Source organism: Kitasatospora phosalacinea, from assembly GCF_030268885.1.
GTDB lineage: Bacteria > Actinomycetota > Actinomycetes > Streptomycetales > Streptomycetaceae > Kitasatospora > Kitasatospora phosalacinea_C.
In genome coordinates this window covers 163153-179719 of record NZ_BSSA01000003.1, presented here as the reverse complement: position 1 = coordinate 179719, position 16567 = coordinate 163153, and the positions used below count along the sequence as shown (strand labels likewise).

At 74.3% G+C, this 16567-nt stretch carries 13 protein-coding genes, 1 pseudogene and 1 riboswitch; of the genes and pseudogenes, 7 read left to right on the top strand and 7 right to left on the bottom strand.

The genetic code is table 11. The annotated features are described in order from the left end of the window. Positions 1-52 precede the first annotated feature (52 nt). The 3 genes from QSK52_RS06905 (at position 53) to QSK52_RS06895 (ending at position 2890) form a co-directional block, all read left to right on the top strand. Entirely contained in the window at positions 53-352 is a 300-nt protein-coding gene (locus tag QSK52_RS06905; protein ID WP_285734733.1) for a DUF3311 domain-containing protein, read from the top strand. A 20-nt stretch (positions 353-372) separates the two neighbouring features. Beyond that, a complete protein-coding gene (gene mctP, locus QSK52_RS06900) occupies positions 373-1968 on the top strand; it encodes a monocarboxylate uptake permease MctP (RefSeq protein ID WP_285735093.1) in 1596 nt (531 codons plus the stop codon). 163 nt (positions 1969-2131) lie between these two features. Continuing rightward, the gene (locus QSK52_RS06895; RefSeq protein WP_285734731.1) at positions 2132-2890 is read left to right on the top strand and encodes a histidine phosphatase family protein; all 759 of its coding nucleotides are present in this window, start codon (positions 2132-2134) and stop codon (positions 2888-2890) included. Between the two features lie 27 nt (positions 2891-2917). Here the strand turns inward: QSK52_RS06895 and QSK52_RS06890 are convergent, their stop codons facing one another. Beyond that, the gene (locus QSK52_RS06890) at positions 2918-3892 is read right to left on the bottom strand and encodes a helix-turn-helix domain-containing protein (RefSeq protein ID WP_285735091.1); all 975 of its coding nucleotides are present in this window, start codon (positions 3890-3892) and stop codon (positions 2918-2920) included. Positions 3893-4167: 275 nt separating this feature from the next. Here QSK52_RS06890 and QSK52_RS06885 point away from each other — a divergent pair, with 275 nt between their 5' ends. The 4 genes from QSK52_RS06885 (at position 4168) to QSK52_RS06870 (ending at position 10537) form a co-directional block, all read left to right on the top strand. Further along, positions 4168-4662, top strand: coding sequence for a GNAT family N-acetyltransferase (locus QSK52_RS06885; protein ID WP_285734729.1), 495 nt, complete (start codon positions 4168-4170; stop codon positions 4660-4662). 259 nt (positions 4663-4921) lie between these two features. Further along, a riboswitch (cobalamin riboswitch) is annotated at positions 4922-5048 on the top strand. A gap of 176 nt (positions 5049-5224) precedes the next feature. Next, positions 5225-7639 carry a ribonucleoside-diphosphate reductase subunit alpha gene (locus QSK52_RS06880; RefSeq protein WP_285734727.1) on the top strand — a complete coding sequence of 805 codons (2415 nt, stop codon included), beginning with the start codon at positions 5225-5227 and terminating at the stop codon, positions 7637-7639. Next, the gene (locus tag QSK52_RS06875; protein WP_285734725.1) at positions 7639-8658 is read left to right on the top strand and encodes a ribonucleotide-diphosphate reductase subunit beta; all 1020 of its coding nucleotides are present in this window, start codon (positions 7639-7641) and stop codon (positions 8656-8658) included. Before QSK52_RS06880 ends, QSK52_RS06875 begins: the two co-directional genes overlap by 1 nt. 142 nt (positions 8659-8800) lie before the next feature. Beyond that, the gene (locus QSK52_RS06870; RefSeq protein ID WP_285734723.1) at positions 8801-10537 is read left to right on the top strand and encodes a glycoside hydrolase family 55 protein; all 1737 of its coding nucleotides are present in this window, start codon (positions 8801-8803) and stop codon (positions 10535-10537) included. A gap of 47 nt (positions 10538-10584) precedes the next feature. Here QSK52_RS06870 and def read toward each other — a convergent pair. The 6 genes and pseudogenes from def to QSK52_RS06840 all read right to left on the bottom strand — a co-directional run. Next, positions 10585-11121: pseudogene (def, locus tag QSK52_RS06865) on the bottom strand (peptide deformylase); the annotation flags it as partial. 196 nt (positions 11122-11317) lie between these two features. After that, positions 11318-12301 carry a tetratricopeptide repeat protein gene (locus tag QSK52_RS06860; RefSeq protein ID WP_285734721.1) on the bottom strand — a complete coding sequence of 328 codons (984 nt, stop codon included), beginning with the start codon at positions 12299-12301 and terminating at the stop codon, positions 11318-11320. Between the two features lie 107 nt (positions 12302-12408). Beyond that, the gene (locus QSK52_RS06855; protein ID WP_352230274.1) at positions 12409-13809 is read right to left on the bottom strand and encodes an HD-GYP domain-containing protein; all 1401 of its coding nucleotides are present in this window, start codon (positions 13807-13809) and stop codon (positions 12409-12411) included. Next, the gene (locus tag QSK52_RS06850; protein ID WP_285734719.1) at positions 13806-15200 is read right to left on the bottom strand and encodes an HD-GYP domain-containing protein; all 1395 of its coding nucleotides are present in this window, start codon (positions 15198-15200) and stop codon (positions 13806-13808) included. The genes QSK52_RS06855 and QSK52_RS06850 overlap by 4 nt, the downstream gene beginning before the upstream one ends. A 186-nt stretch (positions 15201-15386) precedes the next feature. Further along, positions 15387-15749: a mycothiol system anti-sigma-R factor gene (gene rsrA / locus QSK52_RS06845; protein WP_285734717.1), complete on the bottom strand. Its 363-nt coding sequence runs from the start codon at positions 15747-15749 to the stop codon at positions 15387-15389. Further along, positions 15746-16459 (bottom strand): sigma-70 family RNA polymerase sigma factor, encoded by a 714-nt coding sequence (locus QSK52_RS06840; RefSeq protein WP_100836424.1) that lies wholly within the window; start codon positions 16457-16459, stop codon positions 15746-15748. The genes rsrA and QSK52_RS06840 overlap by 4 nt, the downstream gene beginning before the upstream one ends. Positions 16460-16567: the final 108 nt, after the last annotated feature.

Here is a 16567-nt window from a genome sequence, read left to right as displayed (position 1 = left end):
GATCACCGAGGGTGCCGCTGAGGTGACTCCTCGTCGTCCCCCGGAGCCGCCCGTGCCGCCCTCCTCCCCCCACGCGCCCGCCGCCGGTGCGCCTCCCGCGGTCTCCACCGCCCGGGTGCTGGCCGGGCTGTGCCTGCTGGTGCCGGTCCTGGTGATGCTGTGGGTGCCGTCCTACAACCGGCTCGCCCCCGGGCTGGGCGGGATGCCGTTCTTCTACTGGTACCAGCTGCTGTGGGTGCCGGTGTCGGCGCTGTTCACCGGCACCGCGTACCTGCTGGTGCGACGGGACGAGGCGCTCCGCCGGGCGGCCGCCCCCGCCGGGCCCGGCCCGCAGGACGGGGGCCGGGCGTGAGGCACGTCGACTGGACCGCGATGGCGGTCTTCCTGCTGTTCTTCGCGCTGGTGACGGTGATGGGCTTCCTGGCCTCCCGCTGGCGCCGCGCCGCGGACGCCGCGCACCTGCACGAGTGGGGCCTGGGCGGCCGGAGCTTCGGCACCTGGGTGACCTGGTTCCTGCTGGGCGGCGACCTGTACACCGCGTACACCTTCGTCGCGGTGCCCGCGGCGGTGTACGCGGTGGGGGCGGCGGGCTTCTTCGCGGTGCCGTACACGGTGATCGCGTACCCGCTGGTGTTCCTGTTCCTGCCCCGGCTGTGGTCGGTCTCCCGGGTGCACGGCTACGTGACCCCGGCGGACTTCGTGCGCGGGCGGTACGGCTCGCGGGTGCTGTCGGTGGCGGTGGCGCTGACCGGCATCCTGGCCACCATGCCGTACATCGCGCTGCAACTGGTCGGCATCCAGGCCGTGCTGGACACCCTGGGGGTGGGCGGCAGCGGCAACTGGTTCCTCCAGGACCTGCCGCTGTTCGTCGCCTTCGGCGTGCTGGCCGCGTACACCTACTCGGCGGGGCTGCGGGCGCCCGCGCTGATCGCGTTCGTCAAGGACGCGCTGGTGTACGTGGTGATCGTGGTGGCGGTGGTGTACGTCCCGCTGCGGCTGGGCGGCTACGGGAGCGTGTTCGCGGCGGCGGCAAGGAAGTTCGCGGCGCCGGGGCCGAACGGCGGGCCCGGCGGCTCGCTGTTGCTGGGCGCCCCGGGGCAGTGGACGTACGCGACGCTGGCGTTCGGTTCGGCGCTGGCGCTGTTCATGTACCCGCACACGGTGACGGGCGTGCTGGCCTCCGGGTCGCGCAACACGGTGCGCCGCAACATGGCGATCCTGCCCGCGTACTCGCTGGTGCTGGGCCTGCTGGCGCTGCTGGGGTTCCTGGCGATCGCGGCGGGGGTGGGCGCGGGCGTGCCGGGCTTCAACAGCCAGCTGGCGGTGCCGCAGCTGTTCGCGCAGATGTTCCCGTCCTGGTTCACGGGGGTGGCGTTCGCGGCGATCGGGATCGGCGCGCTCGTCCCGGCGGCGATCATGTCGATCGCGGCGGCGAACCTGTTCACCCGCAACGTGTACAGGGAGTTCCTGAAGCCGGACGCGACCCCGGCCGAGGAGACCCGGGTGGCGAAGCTCGCCTCGCTGCTGGTGAAGGTCGGCGCGCTGGCGTTCGTGCTGCGGATGGACAAGCAGGCCGCGATCAACTTCCAGCTGCTGGGCGGGCTGTGGATCCTGCAGACCGCGGTCGCCCTGGTCGCGGGCCTGTTCACCCGCTGGTTCCACCGCTGGGCGCTGCTCGCGGGCTGGGCCGCGGGCATGGTCTACGGGACGTGGACGGCCTGGGGGATCTCCTCCCCCGCGACCCGGCACTTCGGCGGGAACAGCGCGGAGGTCCCCGGCCTCGGCGAGAGCGGCTACATCGGCCTGACCGCGTTCGTGCTGAACCTGCTCGTCGCCGTGGTCCTGACCCTGGTGCTGCGGGCCCTGAGGGCCCCCGAGGGCGCCGACGAGACCAGCCGGGCCGACTACTCCGCGGAGGCGGGCGACGAGGCCGTGGAGCGCGCTCCGCAGCCCGCAGCGGCGCACTGACGCACCGGGGGCGCGCACGATCGCGCCGTGCGCCCTGTGGTCGCGCCGTCGCCCCGATCGACACTGGGAGGACGGCGCGGCCGCCCGTTTACGACGTGCTGTTCGCCGGAGAGACCGGGAGAGACGACACCCACCGCACGCACCGACCACGGGGAGCACCGCCATGACCGACCTCACCACGGTACGCAACGGGCACCGCCCCGAGGCCGAACAGCCGGAGAGAGCCGGGCGGCTGCCCTCCGTGCTGATCGCCACCCGGCACGGCGAGTCGACCGCCAACGTGGAGTTCCGGCACGCGGACGCCAACGGCGCGCTGTCCGTCCCGATCACCTGCCGGGACGCCGACATCCCGCTCTCCCTGCACGGCCAGGACCAGGCCCGCGACCTGGGCCGCTGGTGGGCGGGGCGGCCGCCCGCCGACCGGCCCCGCTCGGTGTGGTGCTCCCCGTACCTGCGCACCGTGGAGACCGCCCGGATCGCACTGGCCCAGGCGTCCGGGCTGGGCGCCGTGCCGGTGGGGCTGACCGTCCGCTACGACGAGCGGCTGCGCGACCGCGAGCTGGGCGTGCTGGAGATGCTCACCAAGGCCGCGATCGAGCGCGACCACCCGGCGGAGGCCGAGCGGCGGCGGCGGATGGGCGAGCTGTACTACCGGCCGCCGGGCGGCGAGTCCTGGCTGGACGTGGCCCTGCGGGTCCGCGACCTGCTGCGCGACCTGGGCGAGGAGGAGGCCGGGCGGCCGGTGCTGGTGGTCGCGCACGACTGCACGGTGCTGATGCTGCGGCACGTGCTGGACCGCCTCGACGAGCAGGAGCTGCTGGCGCTGGACCCGGTCGCGAACTGCTCCACCAGCCTCTGGCGGGCCCGCGAGGGGCGGCTGCGCCCGGACGGCTGGAACCAGACCGGCCACCTGTCGGCCTGAGCGCCCGCGCGGCCGCCGCTCCGGTGGTCAGGCGTCCAGGCTCCGTTCGGCGGTCCGCGGGCCGCCGAACGCCCGCCGGTAGGCCTGCGGGGTGGTGCCGAGCCGGCGGCCGAAGTGGTGGCGCAGCGCGGCGGCGTTGCCGAAGCCGCACCGGGCGGCGACCGCGTCCACGCTCTGCGTGGTGGACTCCAGCAGGCGCTGGGCGAGCAGCACCCGCTGGCCGGTGAGCCAGCGGTGCGGGGTGGTGCCGGTCTCCTGCCGGAAGCGGCGGGCGAAGGTGCGCGGCGACATGTGGGCGAGCCGGGCGAGCTGCTCGACGCCGGTGTCCCGGTCGAGGTGGCGGCGCATCCACTCCAGCACCCCGGCCAGCGACTCGCCGTCGGCCTCGGGCAGCGGGCGGTTGATGAACTGGGCCTGGCCGCCGTCCCGGTGCGGGGCGACCACCATCCGGCGGGCGATCTCCCGGGCGACCTCGGCGCCCTGCACCTTGCGGACCAGGTGCAGGCAGGCGTCGATGCCCGCGGCGGTGCCGGCCGAGGTGATGACGGGGTGGTCGTCGACGTACAGCACGTCGGGTTCGACGGTGGTCAGCGGGAAGCGCTCGGCCATCAGCGCGGCGTAGCGCCAGTGGGTGGTGCAGCGGCGGCCGTCGAGCAGTCCGGCCGCGCCGAGCAGGAAGCTGCCGGAGCAGATCGACAGCAGGTGGGCGCCGCGGTCGTGGGCGGCCCGCAGCGCCTCGCAGATCTCCTCGGGGTAGTGCGCGCGGATGCCGGTGGCGGTGGTGATCACCAGGTCGGCCGCGGCGATCCGTTCGGGGCCGTGCGGGACGTCGACGGTGAAGCCCGCGTGGGTGCGCATCGGTCCGGGGCGGTCGCCGACCAGGGCGAAGTCGTAGACCGGCAGGCCGGACTCGCTCCGGTCCAGCCCGAACACCTCGCAGGCCACGCCCAGTTCGAAGGGGTGGATCTCCTCCAGCACCACGACGGCGACGTTGTTCAGCATACGCATCCCGCCAGCATGGCAGTGGCAGGATTTCGTGGCAATGGTGCGTTCCTGCCACTCGTTCCGGCCGCCCGGCCGCAGCACAGTGGAGGCATGACCACCGCGCTCGCCCTGCTGGGCCTCATCGGCAGTTTCGGACTCCTCGGCGTCCTGGTCGGCCGCGACCTGGACCGCAACGGCCGCCACGGCCGCGACAACGCGCACCGTCCCACCGGCTACTCGTTCGACCCCGACCTGGCGGACCCGCGCCGCCGCCCGTCCGGCACACTGGCCGGATGCAGCTCCCGATCGTCCGCCGCGCCCTCGACCGCGACCTCGCCGGAGCCGGGGAGGTCAGCGTCGAGGCCTTCGTCGGCGACGGCCACACCCGCCCCGACTCGCCGTACGTCGACCTCCTGCGCGACGCCGCCCGTCGCAACCGGGAGGCCGAGCTCCTGGTCGCCGTCGACGGCGCCCAAGCCGTGCTCGGCTGCGTGACCTTCGCCCCGGGCGGCACCGCGTGGGCGGACGTCGCCCGGCCCGGCGAGGGCGAGATCCGGATGCTCGCGGTCGGCGCGGCGGCCCGCGGCCGCGGCGTGGGCCGGGCGCTGGTGACGGCGGCGGTCGGCCGCAGCCGGGAGCTGGGGCTGGCCGGGATGGCCTTCTCCACCCGCCCGACGATGACCGCCGCGCACCGGATCTACCACGCCCTGGGTTTCGTCCGCGCCCCCGAGCGGGACTGGTCGGCGGCCCCGGGGACGGACCTGCTGGTCTACACGATGCGGTTCTGACCCGCACCGGACGCACCCGGCCCGGACGCGCCCGCCCCCGGCGGGCTTCCCGGTCTTTCTCCGGCCGATCGGAAACATCCCCGCCCCGTTCCCCGTTCTCCCCCTCGGCCGTCCGCTGCGGCGGGGCCGCCGCAGACAGTGCCGGGCGCGGTGCCGACGGTCCCTCAGGAGCCGTGCGGCCCGTTTCCGTTGTCTACGCGCGGCGCCGCCGGCGCGACACGCGCTACTACATCTGGTGCTTCCAGCTCCAGCCGCCACTACATGTATGCTCACTCTCGCTGTCGACGCAGGGGAACCCGGTGAGAATCCGGGGCTGCCCCGCAACGGTGAGCGGGCTGCAGCGACGCCCGCGCAGTCCGAGGACCTGCCGACGGTGTGCGACACGGCATCCCCGCAGACGCCATGCAGCACAGCTTTGCCGTCCGGTCTCGCGGGCGGACCGGGGGTGGGTCTTTCGCGCGCCGGAACGCGTTGTCGTTCCTTCGTGCCGCCTCCCCCTGGCCGCGTGCGGTGCCGGACACCCGAGAGCCACGTCCGCCGCCGCCACAGGAGAGAGTGCGCCTTGACCGTCGCCGCCTCAGTCACCCTGCCGTCCCAGGGATCCGCCGACGCCTTCACCGACCCCGGTGCGGCGTTGCTGCGGCTGCTCACCGACCGCAGCACCGACCTCCCCCAGGTGGACCCCGGCCACGTCGCCGCCGCCGCGCTGCGCGGCCGCCACGCCGGTTCGGACTTCGCCGAACTGCGCGGGCTGGCCGTGGAGGCCGCCGCGTCGATGATCGCCGAGGACCCGCAGTACTCGAAGCTGGCCGCCCGCCTGCTGGCGCTGGAGATCCGCGACGAGGCCGCCACCCAGCACGTCACCTCGTTCTCCTCCTCGGTGGCCGTGGGCCACGCCGAGGGCCTGATCGGCGACGCCACCGCCGCGTTCGTGGCCGAGCACGCCGCGCTGTTCGACTCGCTGGTGGACGAGGCGGGCGACGACCGCTTCGAGTACTTCGGCCTGCGCACCGTGCAGTCCCGCTACCTGCTGCGCCACCCGATCACCCGCAAGGTCGTCGAGACCCCGCAGCACTTCCTGCTCCGCGTGGCGGCGGGCCTGGCGGTCGGCACCACCGAGGAGTCGGTGCGCGAGGTCGCCGAGCTGTACACCCTGATGAGCCGGCTGGAGTACCTGACCAGCTCGCCGACGCTGTTCAACTCCGGCACCCGGCACCCGCAGATGTCCTCCTGCTACCTGCTGGACTCGCCGCTGGACAACCTGGACTCGATCTACAACCGGTACGCCCAGATCGCCCGGCTCTCCAAGCACGCCGGCGGCATCGGCCTGTCCTACTCGCGGATCCGCTCGCGCGGTTCGCTGATCCGCGGCACCAACGGCAAGTCGAACGGCATCGTGCCGTTCCTGCGCACCCTGGACTCCTCCGTGGCGGCGGTCAACCAGGGCGGCCGGCGCAAGGGCGCGGCCTGCGTGTACCTGGAGACCTGGCACGCCGACATCGAGGAGTTCCTGGAGCTCCGCGACAACACCGGCGAGGAGGCCCGGCGCACCCACAACCTGAACCTGGCGCACTGGATCCCGGACGAGTTCATGCGCCGGGTGAACGCCAACGCCGACTGGTCGCTGTTCTCCCCGGCGGACGTGCCGGAGCTGGTCGACCTGTGGGGCGCCGAGTTCGACGAGGCGTACGTGAAGGCCGAGCTGGCGGGCAAGGCGGTGCGCACCATCCCCGCGCAGACCCTGTACGCCCGGATGATGCGCACCCTGGCGCAGACCGGCAACGGCTGGATGACCTTCAAGGACGCCTCCAACCGGGCCGCCAACCAGACCGCGTTGCCGGGCCGCACGGTGCACTCCTCGAACCTGTGCACCGAGATCCTGGAGGTCACCGACGACTCCGAGACCGCGGTCTGCAACCTCGGCTCGGTCAACCTGGGCGCGCACGTCGCCCCCGGCGCCACCGCCGCCGACCTGCTGAACGCGATGGACTGGGACCGCCTGGACGCCACCGTCCGCACCGCGGTGACCTTCCTCGACCGCGTGATCGACATCAACTTCTACCCGACCACCGAGGCCGGGACGTCCAACTCCCGCTGGCGCCCGGTCGGCCTGGGCGTGATGGGCCTGCAGGACGTCTTCTTCCAGCTGCGGATCGACTTCGACTCCGCCGAGGCGAAGACCCTCTCCACCCTGATCGCCGAGCGCATCATGCTCACCGCGTACGAGCGCTCCGCCGACCTGGCCGAGCAGTTCGGCCGCCACGAGGCGTACGGCGAGACCCGCGCCGCCCGCGGCCAGCTGCACGTCGACCACTTCGGCTCCGCGAACCCGCAGTGGACCGAGCGCTGGGACGCGCTGCGCGCCCGGATCGCCGAGGTCGGCCTGCGCAACTCGCTGCTGCTGGCGATCGCCCCGACTGCGACCATCGCGTCCATCGCGGGCGTGTACGAGTGCATCGAGCCGCAGGTCTCCAACCTGTTCAAGCGCGAGACCCTCTCCGGCGAGTTCCTCCAGGTCAACCCGTACCTGGTGCGCGAGCTCAAGGAGCTGGGCGTCTGGGACCAGACCACCCGGGACGCGCTGCGCGACGCCAACGGCTCGGTGCAGGACTTCAAGTGGCTGCCCGAGGACGTCCGTTCGCTGTACCGCACCGCGTGGGAGCTGCCGCAGCGTGCGCTGATCGACCTGGCCGCCGCCCGGCAGCCGTACATCGACCAGAGCCAGTCGCTGAACCTGTTCATGGCGGCGCCGACCATCGGCAAGCTCTCCTCGATGTACGCGTACGCCTGGAAGGTCGGTCTGAAGACCACCTACTACCTGCGCTCCCGCCCGGCGACCCGGATCGCCCAGGCCGCGTCCGGAGCCGCCCGCACCGCCGCCCCCGTCCCGGTGCAGACCCCCTCCCTCTCCCAGGCCGAGCAGGACGCCATCGCCTGCTCGCTGGAGAACCCCGAGTCCTGCGAGGCCTGCCAGTAATGAGCACCGAAGACCAGAAGAAGATGCTGCTCGACCCGGGCTTCGAGCTGACGCTGCGTCCGATGCGCTACCCGTCGTTCTACGACCGGTACCGGGACGCGATCAAGAACACCTGGACCGTGGAGGAGGTGGACCTGCACTCCGACGTCGCCGACCTCGCCAAGCTCTCCGAGGGCGAGCGGCACATGATCGGACGGCTGGTCGCGTTCTTCGCCACCGGTGACTCGATCGTCGCGAACAACGTGGTGCTGAGCCTCTACAAGCACATCAACTCCCCCGAGGCCCGCCTCTACCTGTCGCGGCAGCTGTTCGAGGAGGCCGTGCACGTCCAGTTCTACCTGACGCTGCTGGACACCTACCTGCCCGACCCGGAGGACCGCAACGCGGCCTTCGCGGCGGTGGAGAACATCCCCTCCATCGCGCAGAAGGCCCAGTTCTGCTTCAAGTACATGAACGCGGTCGACCACATCGAGTCGCTGCAGAGCAAGGAGGACCGCCGGGCCTTCCTGCTCAACCTGATCTGCTTCGCGGCCTGCGTCGAGGGCCTGTTCTTCTACGGCGCGTTCGCGTACGTGTACTGGTTCCGCAGCCGCGGCCTGCTGCACGGCCTGGCGACCGGCACCAACTGGGTGTTCCGCGACGAGTCGATGCACATGGACTTCGCGTTCTCCGTGGTCGACACCGTCCGCGAGGAGGAGCCCGACCTCTTCGACGACAAGATGGCCCGGCAGGTCACCGAGATGCTGGAGGAGGCCGTCGAGGCCGAGCTCCAGTTCGCCCGCGACCTGTGCGGCGACGGCCTGCCCGGCATGAACACCGAGTCGATGCGCGAGTACCTGCAGGCGGTCGCCGACCAGCGCCTCGCCCGCCTCGGCCTCCCGGTCCGGTACGGCTCCACCAACCCGTTCGGCTTCATGGAGCTGCAGAACGTCCAGGAGCTGACCAACTTCTTCGAGCGCCGGGTCTCCGCCTACCAGGTCGCCGTCGAGGGCTCGGTCTCCTTCGACGACGACTTCTAGGCCGCCCGCCGGAGGGCCGCACCCCGCGGGGGTGCGGCCCTCCGGCGTTCCCAACGGCCCCGCCCGGCAGCGGACTTCACCCGCACCGCCGATTCGTTCGAATACCCTCCGCCGGTCGGGGGGCGCTGCGATACTGCCGCGGGTGCAGAACTCACGACGTACTTTCCTGATCGGCTCGATCGCCGCCTCCGCGGTGGCGGCGACCGGCACCGCGGAGGCCGCCGTGCCGTCCGGCGGCGACCTCACCGTCAGCGCCGCACCGTCCGGCGGCTGGCTGGACGTCCGGGCCGACTACGGGGCCAGGGGCGACGGCACGAGCGACGACACCGCCGCGGTGCAGGCCGCGATCGACGCGGGCGGCCAGGGCTCGACGGTGTACTTCCCGCCCGGCACCTACCTGCTCAGCCGCCCGCTGGTGCTGGCCAAGGGCGTCACGCTGCGCGGCGACTGGGCCCCGCACTTCGCGCCGCGCACCGGGATGACCGCCTCCCACCTCTTCCCCGGGCCCGGCTTCACCGGCTCGGCGCTGATCACCGTCAACCGCCCGCCGGACGCCCGGCCCGGCTACGAGGGCTCGGCGCTGGGCGGCGGCCCCCGGCTGAGCGGCCTGGCCCTGAACGGGCAGCAGCGCAGCAACGCGGCGGGCGGCCCGATCGACGGCGTCCTGCTGGCCGCGGACGCCCGCGACGTGGCGATGGAGCACGTCACCGCCTGGCACTTCACCGGCAACGGCGTCACCTCGCTGGGCGCGGGCGGCCTGCAGTTCCACCAGGTGGTGTCCTCCACCAACGGCGGCCACGGCTTCGCCGCCCCCAACGGCCTGCTCGACGCCGACCTGCACGAGTGCTACGCGCAGGGCAACGACGGCAGCGGCTTCCTGCTGGCCTCCCCGAACGCGGTGGTGCTGACCGGCTGCCGCTCGGAGTGGAACCGCGAGCACGGCTACCTGGTCACCGGCACCTGCGCCTCCCTGGTGCTGGCCGGCTGCTTCACCGACCGCTCCGGCCGGGACGGCTACCACCTGCTCACCGCCGCCGGGTCCCACCCGGTGCAACTGCTGGGCTGCCTGGCCAAGCGGGACGGGCGGCTGGACGGGGCGGGCTCCGCGGGCTTCTCGGTCGCCGGCACCCCCGCCGCCCCGGGCGTCCCGCTGGCACCGGGCGGCGGCGCGCTGCTGACCGGCTGCTCGGTGTACACCGGCGTCGACGACGACGGCGCCGGCACCCGCTCGCCCGCGTACGGCGTCAGCGCCTCGCTGCTGGCCTCCTACCACCTGGTGACGGTGACCGGCGGCCAGTTCATGGGCACCGTGCGGCCCTTCCGCGACCAGGCCGCGGCGGTGGTGCGGCACAGCGGCGCCACCGGCATCACCGACCTCGGCCCGGCCGGCGGCGGCTGGCAGCAGGACCGCTCCGACACCCACGTGGTCAACGGCGCCAAGGGCACCGACCGGGACGTGCAGTTCTGGTCCCGCGGCGCGGCCCCGCGCTGGACGCTGCGGGTGGACTCCGCCCCGGAGTCCGGCGGCAACAGCGGCTCCGACCTGCGACTGCTGCGCCACGACGACGCGGGCAACGTGCTGGACGCCCCGCTGTCCGTGGACCGCGCCACCGGCCAGGTCGCCCTGGGCCAGGGCCTGCGGGTGCGGGAGGGGGCGAACGCCCGGCTCGGCACCGTCACGCTCTCCGGCGGCCGGGCCCAGGTCGCCACCACCGCGGTGACCGCGAACAGCCGGATCCTGCTGACGGTCCAGCAGCCGGGCGGCACCACCACCGGCGCGGTCTGGGTGGCCGACCGCACCCCGGGCAGCTCGTTCACCGTCCAGGGCGCGCCGGGCGACGCCTCGCTGGTCGCCTGGATGATCGTCGAACCGGCCTGAGCACGGCGCGCCGGGGGCCGCGGCCGTCCGCGGCCCCCGGCGTCCGGTCAGTCGTTCGGGACGGTCGCGTACTTGGGGGTGCCCTCGGCCATCTGCCGCAGCGCGTCCTTGCGGTCGCGCTTGGAGAGCCGGTCGATGTACAGGTATCCGTACAGGTGGTCGGTCTCGTGCTGCAGGCAGCGGGCGAAGAAGCCGGTGCCCTCGACCCGGATCGGGTTGCCGTCCTTGTCCTGGCCGGTGACGGCCGCGTAGTCGGGGCGGGCCAGCTCCTGGTACGCGGTCGGGACGGACAGGCAGCCCTCCTGGCCGTCGTCCAGCACCCGGCGCCCGGCCGGGAGCTCCTCCAGCACCGGGTTGACCACGTGCCCGATGTGCCGGACGCCCTCGTCGTCGGGGCAGTCGTAGACGAACACCTTCAGGTCCACGCCGATCTGGTTGGCGGCCAGGCCCACGCCCTCGGCCGCGTACATCGACTGGAACATGTCGTCGATCAGCGCGGACAGCTCGGCGTCGAAGGCGGTGACGGTCCTCACCTCGCGGTGCAGCACCGGGTTGCCGACCACGGTGATCGGCCGCGCGGTGCCCTTGGACAGGTCCGGCTCCTCGCCGACCACCCGCTGGGGCTTGGTGTCCTCGTGCGCGTGGTCGTGTCCGTGGTCGTGCTCGTGGTCGTGGTGCTCGGCCATCGCTCGGTTCCGCTTTCGTCCGCATCCGCCTGGTGTACCGGTCCAGGGTACGGGGCGCGGCCCGGCCCGGGGCGCCCGCCCGGGCGCCCCGGGGTCAGCAGACCTCTTCGAGGTCCCGGTAGGCGCGGGTCGCCGGGGAGGCCGCGACCCAGCGCTCCAGCAGCGCCCGGACCAGGCCCGCGGGCGCGGCGATCCCGCACTCCCGCTCGACCTGCCAGGGGCCGCCCGCCGAGCCCTGGCTGAGGTGGCTGAGGTGGCCGGGGTGCAGCGGGTCGCCGTCGTCGTGCGGGTCGTGGTGGGCGGTGTGGCCGTCGTCGATCGCCATCCGGGACTCCGAACAGGTGCGGCACAGCAGCCGCACCGAGGACGTCCAGTCCTCCGCCGCGTACCCGGCGTCGGCGACCGTCTTCTCCAGCGCGTCGCGGTCCGCGGCGGTGGCGGCCTGCAGCAGCACCACCCAGGTCGGCACCGGCGAGGGCGCCCACAGCTCGATCTCGTCGAAGACCGGGTAGGCGACGCCGTCGGCGACCCGCTCGCCGTGCGGGGCGCCGTCGTGCAGCACCACCTCGCCCCAGCGGCGGCCGGAGGACGGCAGCGGGATGGACAGCACCTCGACCCGGGCCGGGTCCAGCCGCCGCCCCCACACCACCTCGGACTCGCCGTCCGGGGACAGCCGCACCGGGGTGGTGCCGAGGTCGAGCTCGATCGGCCCGTCCAGCGCGGGCCCGCCGGGCAGCCGCAGCCCGTACGCCTGCCAGGCGCGGCGGGCCAGCGGCCAGTCCTGCAGGGCGGTGGCGGTGATGCCGAGGTTCCACCAGTCCGGGGCGCCGTGCTGGCGGTCGAGCAGCGCGACGGCGCGCAGGCCGGCCGAGCGGGCCTGCTCCCAGTCGCGGCGGAACTTGTGCAGCAGGGCCAGGTTGAACCAGGAGTCGGACAGCCACGGCTCCAGGTCCGCGGCCATCACCAGCAGCGCCCCGGCGTCCTCGTAGCGGCCGTCGCCGATCAGCGTGAACGCACGGTCGGTGGTCTGCCGCCAGGTCGCCGACGGACGGTGCCGTGCGCGGTGGAAGATCCTCACGTTGGTCCCTTGCCGTCGGTCGTCACCGGGTCGCCCCGCCTCCGGGTCTTCCCGCCACGACCGCATCCAACCACGCCCGCCCCCGGCCGCGCGCCCCGCGCGGCCATTCAGGCCGCCGGGCGGCAGTGGCCCGCCGGACCGCGGGCCGCCCGGTGCCCGCGGCGGCCGAGCCGGGCCAGCGCGTCCAGCACCACCGGGTCGTAGCCGTGCCCGGCGTCCAGCCGCAGGTGCTCCAGCGGGTCCAGGGCGCCCGCCCGGGGGCGGTCGGCGGCGGCGGTGCGCAGGTCGTCGTGGGCGTTGGCGACCCGGATGATCCGGGAGGCCAGCGGCAGCGTCGGGTCGTGGCGGCCGTCGGCGAGGCGGCACGGGTCGGCCAGCCGGGCGACCTGCTGCCACACCTGCCGGGGCACCCCGGTGCGCTGGATCACCTCGCTGCCCAGCCGGGCGATCCGCTGCTGCTCGGCGTCCGGCAGCAGCGCCGTCGCCCCGCCCGGCACCGGTTCGACCAGCGACAGCTGCCCGATGTCGTGCATCAGCGCGGCGTACTCCAGCAGCGTCAGTTCCCGGCTGCCGAGCCCGAGTTCGCGCCCCAGCGCGCACGCCGTGTCGGCGACCCGGCGGGCGTGCCCGGGGGTGGTGTACCCGGCGATCTCGGTGGCCCTGGCCAGCGTCTCGATGGTCTGCCCGGTGGTGGCCCGGACCGCGACCGCCCGCCGGAACGAGGCCTGCGCCAGCAGCAGCGGCAGGCAGAACACCGGCAGCGCCCACAGCCCGGCCTCCCCGGCGAGCAGGCTCAGCAGCAGCCCGGTGGCGACCTGCGCCGAACCGATGCCGAGCAGCGCGTGCAGCTGGTCGTCCAGCGCGGCGGCGTACCGCAGCCCGGTCCGGGTGCACTGCTGGGTGGCCGCCAGCACCGCGTCGGCCAGTGCCGCCAGCGCCGCCACCCCCGCCAGCAGTCCCCCGTACGCGGGGCCGGGCAGCCGGTCGGTGACGCCCGCGTCGTACAGCGGCTGGAACAGCAGCGCGGCGAAGCCGACGGTCACCAGCCGTCGGGCCGCCGCGTCGAAGGGCTGCCCGGCCGCCCCGGTCGAAACGGTCCGCGCCCACGGCCGCCCGGCCGGACGGGGCGCCCCGGGCCGCGGGCGGCGCGGGCGGCGGCGGGCCGCGGCCAGCGCCGCCTGCCCGGCGCGCTGCACCGCCAGGCCGACCAGCGTGCCGCCCGCGGCGACGGCCACCACCTGCAGCGCCCCGTGCGTGGTGGGCAGCCCGTGCAGCGGCCCGAGCAGCGCGTACGCCAGCGCGACGGCGGTGGCGACCGGCGCGGGTTCGCGGTCGCCGGGCAGCGCGGGTCCGGCGCACTGGCCGAGCGCGACCAGCCCGGCGAAGGCCAGCGCCACGCCCCGCTGGGCGACGCCGTCGAGCAGGGCGTGCAGCAGGCCCGCGGCGCCGAGCGCGACGGCCGCGCCCAGCAGCAGGTCGGCCGGGACGGGGCGGCGGCGGGTGATCACGCCGCTCCCCCGGTCGGCAGACCGGTGCCGGACTGCTGCGGCAGCCGGGCCGGTTCGGGCACGCCCAGCGGGATGTCGGGCACCTCGCCGTCCCAGCCGCCGGGCGGCGGCGGCTCGGGCTGCCAGCCGTGCTCGGCGACGGCCTCGACCAGCGCCGTGACCATCACCGGGTCGAACTGGCTGCCCGCGCACCGCTCCAGCTCGGCCACCGCCTCCGGGACGGGCCGGCCGCGCCGGTAGGACCGGGTCGAGGTCATCGAGTCGAAGGCGTCGGCGACCGAGATGATCCGGGCGAACTCGGGGATCCGCTCCCCCGCCAGCCCGTACGGGTAGCCGCGGCCGTCCATCCGCTCGTGGTGGTGCAGGATGCCGTCCCGGCCCTCGCCGAGGAAGTCCAGCTGCCGCACCAGCTCGTGCCCGAACACCGGGTGGACCTCCACCGCGCGCCGCTCCGCGTCGGTCAACGGCCCGTTGCGGCGCAGCAGTTCGGTGGCCACGGCGAGCTTGCCGACGTCGTGCAGCGTCCCGGCGAAGTGCAGGGTGCGCACCCGGTCCTCGGCCAGGCCGAGCTGGCGGGCGATCAGCACCGAGGCCCGGCCGACCCGTTCGCTGTGGCCGCGGGTGTACGCGTCCTTGATCTCCACCGCCTGCACCAGCGCCTGCACGGTGGCCCGGTGCGCGGCCCGCTCGCGGTGGCCCTGCGCGGACAGCCAGGCGGTGATGGTCAGCGGCAGCAGCCCGAGCACCGCGGCGAACGCCCCGTACGGGCCCTGCCACAGCACCGCGATCATCAGCCCGCCCGCGCCGTGCAGCAGCGCCGCGGGCGCGGCCCGGCGCAGCCCGTGCAGCACGCCCGGGCCCGCCGTGCCGCAGCTCAGCCGGACCATCCCGGCCACCAGGGCGCCGTTGACCAGGCAGAACGTCAGGATCGCCACCAGCGCGCCGAGCGCCGCCCCGGGGAAGCGGGTGCCGAGCAGCAGTCGGACCCCGCCCAGCAGCCGGAACACCTCCGCGGCGGCGGCCGCAGCCAGCGCCAGCTGGGCGCCGTTCCACACCCGGCGCAGCCCGCGGGGGTGCGCGGCGGGCCCGAGCAGCGCCCCCGGCAGCGCGACCAGCGCCGCCGCGGCGGGCGGCAGCATCAGCACGCCCGCGAACAGCACCGGGAAGAAGCCGCTCCCCCGCGGGTCGGCCGCGCCCTCGTCGACGCCGCGGCCGCGCAGTCGGCGCCAGAACCGGGCGCACGGGGTGCGGGCGCCCTGGGCCAGCGACTCCAGGCACATGTGCAGCAGGGCCAGCAGCCCGATCCGCGGCCAGTCCCACCGCGGTCCGGTCACGGCCAGCGGCAGCAGCACCGCGAACGCGGCCACCAGCACGGCGGCCAGGTAGCCCACGGCCCGCCCCGGCAGGACGGCGCGGCGCTCGCGTTCGCTCTCGCTGGCGATCTCGGCCTCCCCCGCCCGTCCCGGGCCCTCCGACGTGAGGACTCGTCAGAGAATAGGGCCCGCCCGGACGGACGCGGCGCACGATCGCGCATCACCGCAGCCGGAGCAGCGGCAGCTCACCCGATCGAGTGAGCGCTACTCGGCGGTCGCGACCGCCGAGCCGTGCTCGGCCGCCCCCTCGACCGTCACCTCCACGCTCACCGCGGACACCTCGATCACCGAGGTGTCCACCTCCCCCGAGCGCTGGGTGCGGATCGAGTCGATCCGGGCCAGCACCTTCGCCCGCAGGTCGGTCGGCGTGTCGTCGCAGCCGCAGGAACGCTTGATCAGCGCCTTGATCGCCTGCTCCAGGCCGTACTTCTCCAAGCACGGCGAGCACTCGTCGAAGTGCACCCGCAGCTTGGCGCAGTCGCCCTCGGCCATCTCGTTGTCGAGGAATTCGTAGAGGTGGTCGAGCACCTCACCGCACTCGGTCTCGTGCGGATCTCCGCAGCTCATGAGCCCGCGCCCTTCGCTTCCTGCCCTGCACCGGTACCGGCCGGGACCAGCCCCCGCTCGCGGGCGTAGTCCTCCAGCATGCCGCGCAACTGACGGCGACCACGGTGCAGTCGGGACATCACCGTACCGATGGGTGTACCCATGATGTCCGCGATCTCCTTGTACGCAAAGCCCTCGACGTCCGCGAGGTACACCGCGATCCGGAACTCCTCCGGGATCGCCTGCAGCGCGTCCTTCACGTCGCTGTCCGGCAGGTGGTCGAGCGCCTGCGCCTCGGCCGACCGCAGGCCGGTCGACATGTGCGACTCGGCACGCGCCAGCTGCCAGTCCTCGATCTCCTCGGCCGCGGTGCGCTGGGGTTCGCGCTGCTTCTTGCGGTACGAGTTGATGAACGTGTTGGTGAGGATGCGGTACAGCCAGGCCTTGAGGTTGGTTCCCTCGCGGAACTGGTGGAACGACGCGTACGCCTTGGCGAACGCCTCCTGGAGCAGGTCCTCCGCGTCGGCCGGGTTGCGGGTCATCCGCAACGCCGCCGAGTACATCGGGTCCAGGTAGCCGAGCGCGTCGCGCTCGAAGCGCTCGCGCCTGGCCTCCTCGCTCTCGTTCTCGGACACCCGGAAGGTGTCCTCACCGATCGCCTCGGCCAGTTCGTCGCCGGTGAGCTGTTCGCCCTCCGGACGGCCCTGGTCGGCGCCGGCAGCGCCCGACACGGCCGCGTCATCCGTCCCGACGACCGGACCCACCTCCTCGGAAACCCGCACACGGCCCACCTCGGGCCGACCCGCAAGCGAGGATATCGGGCTGACCGGCTTCTCGCC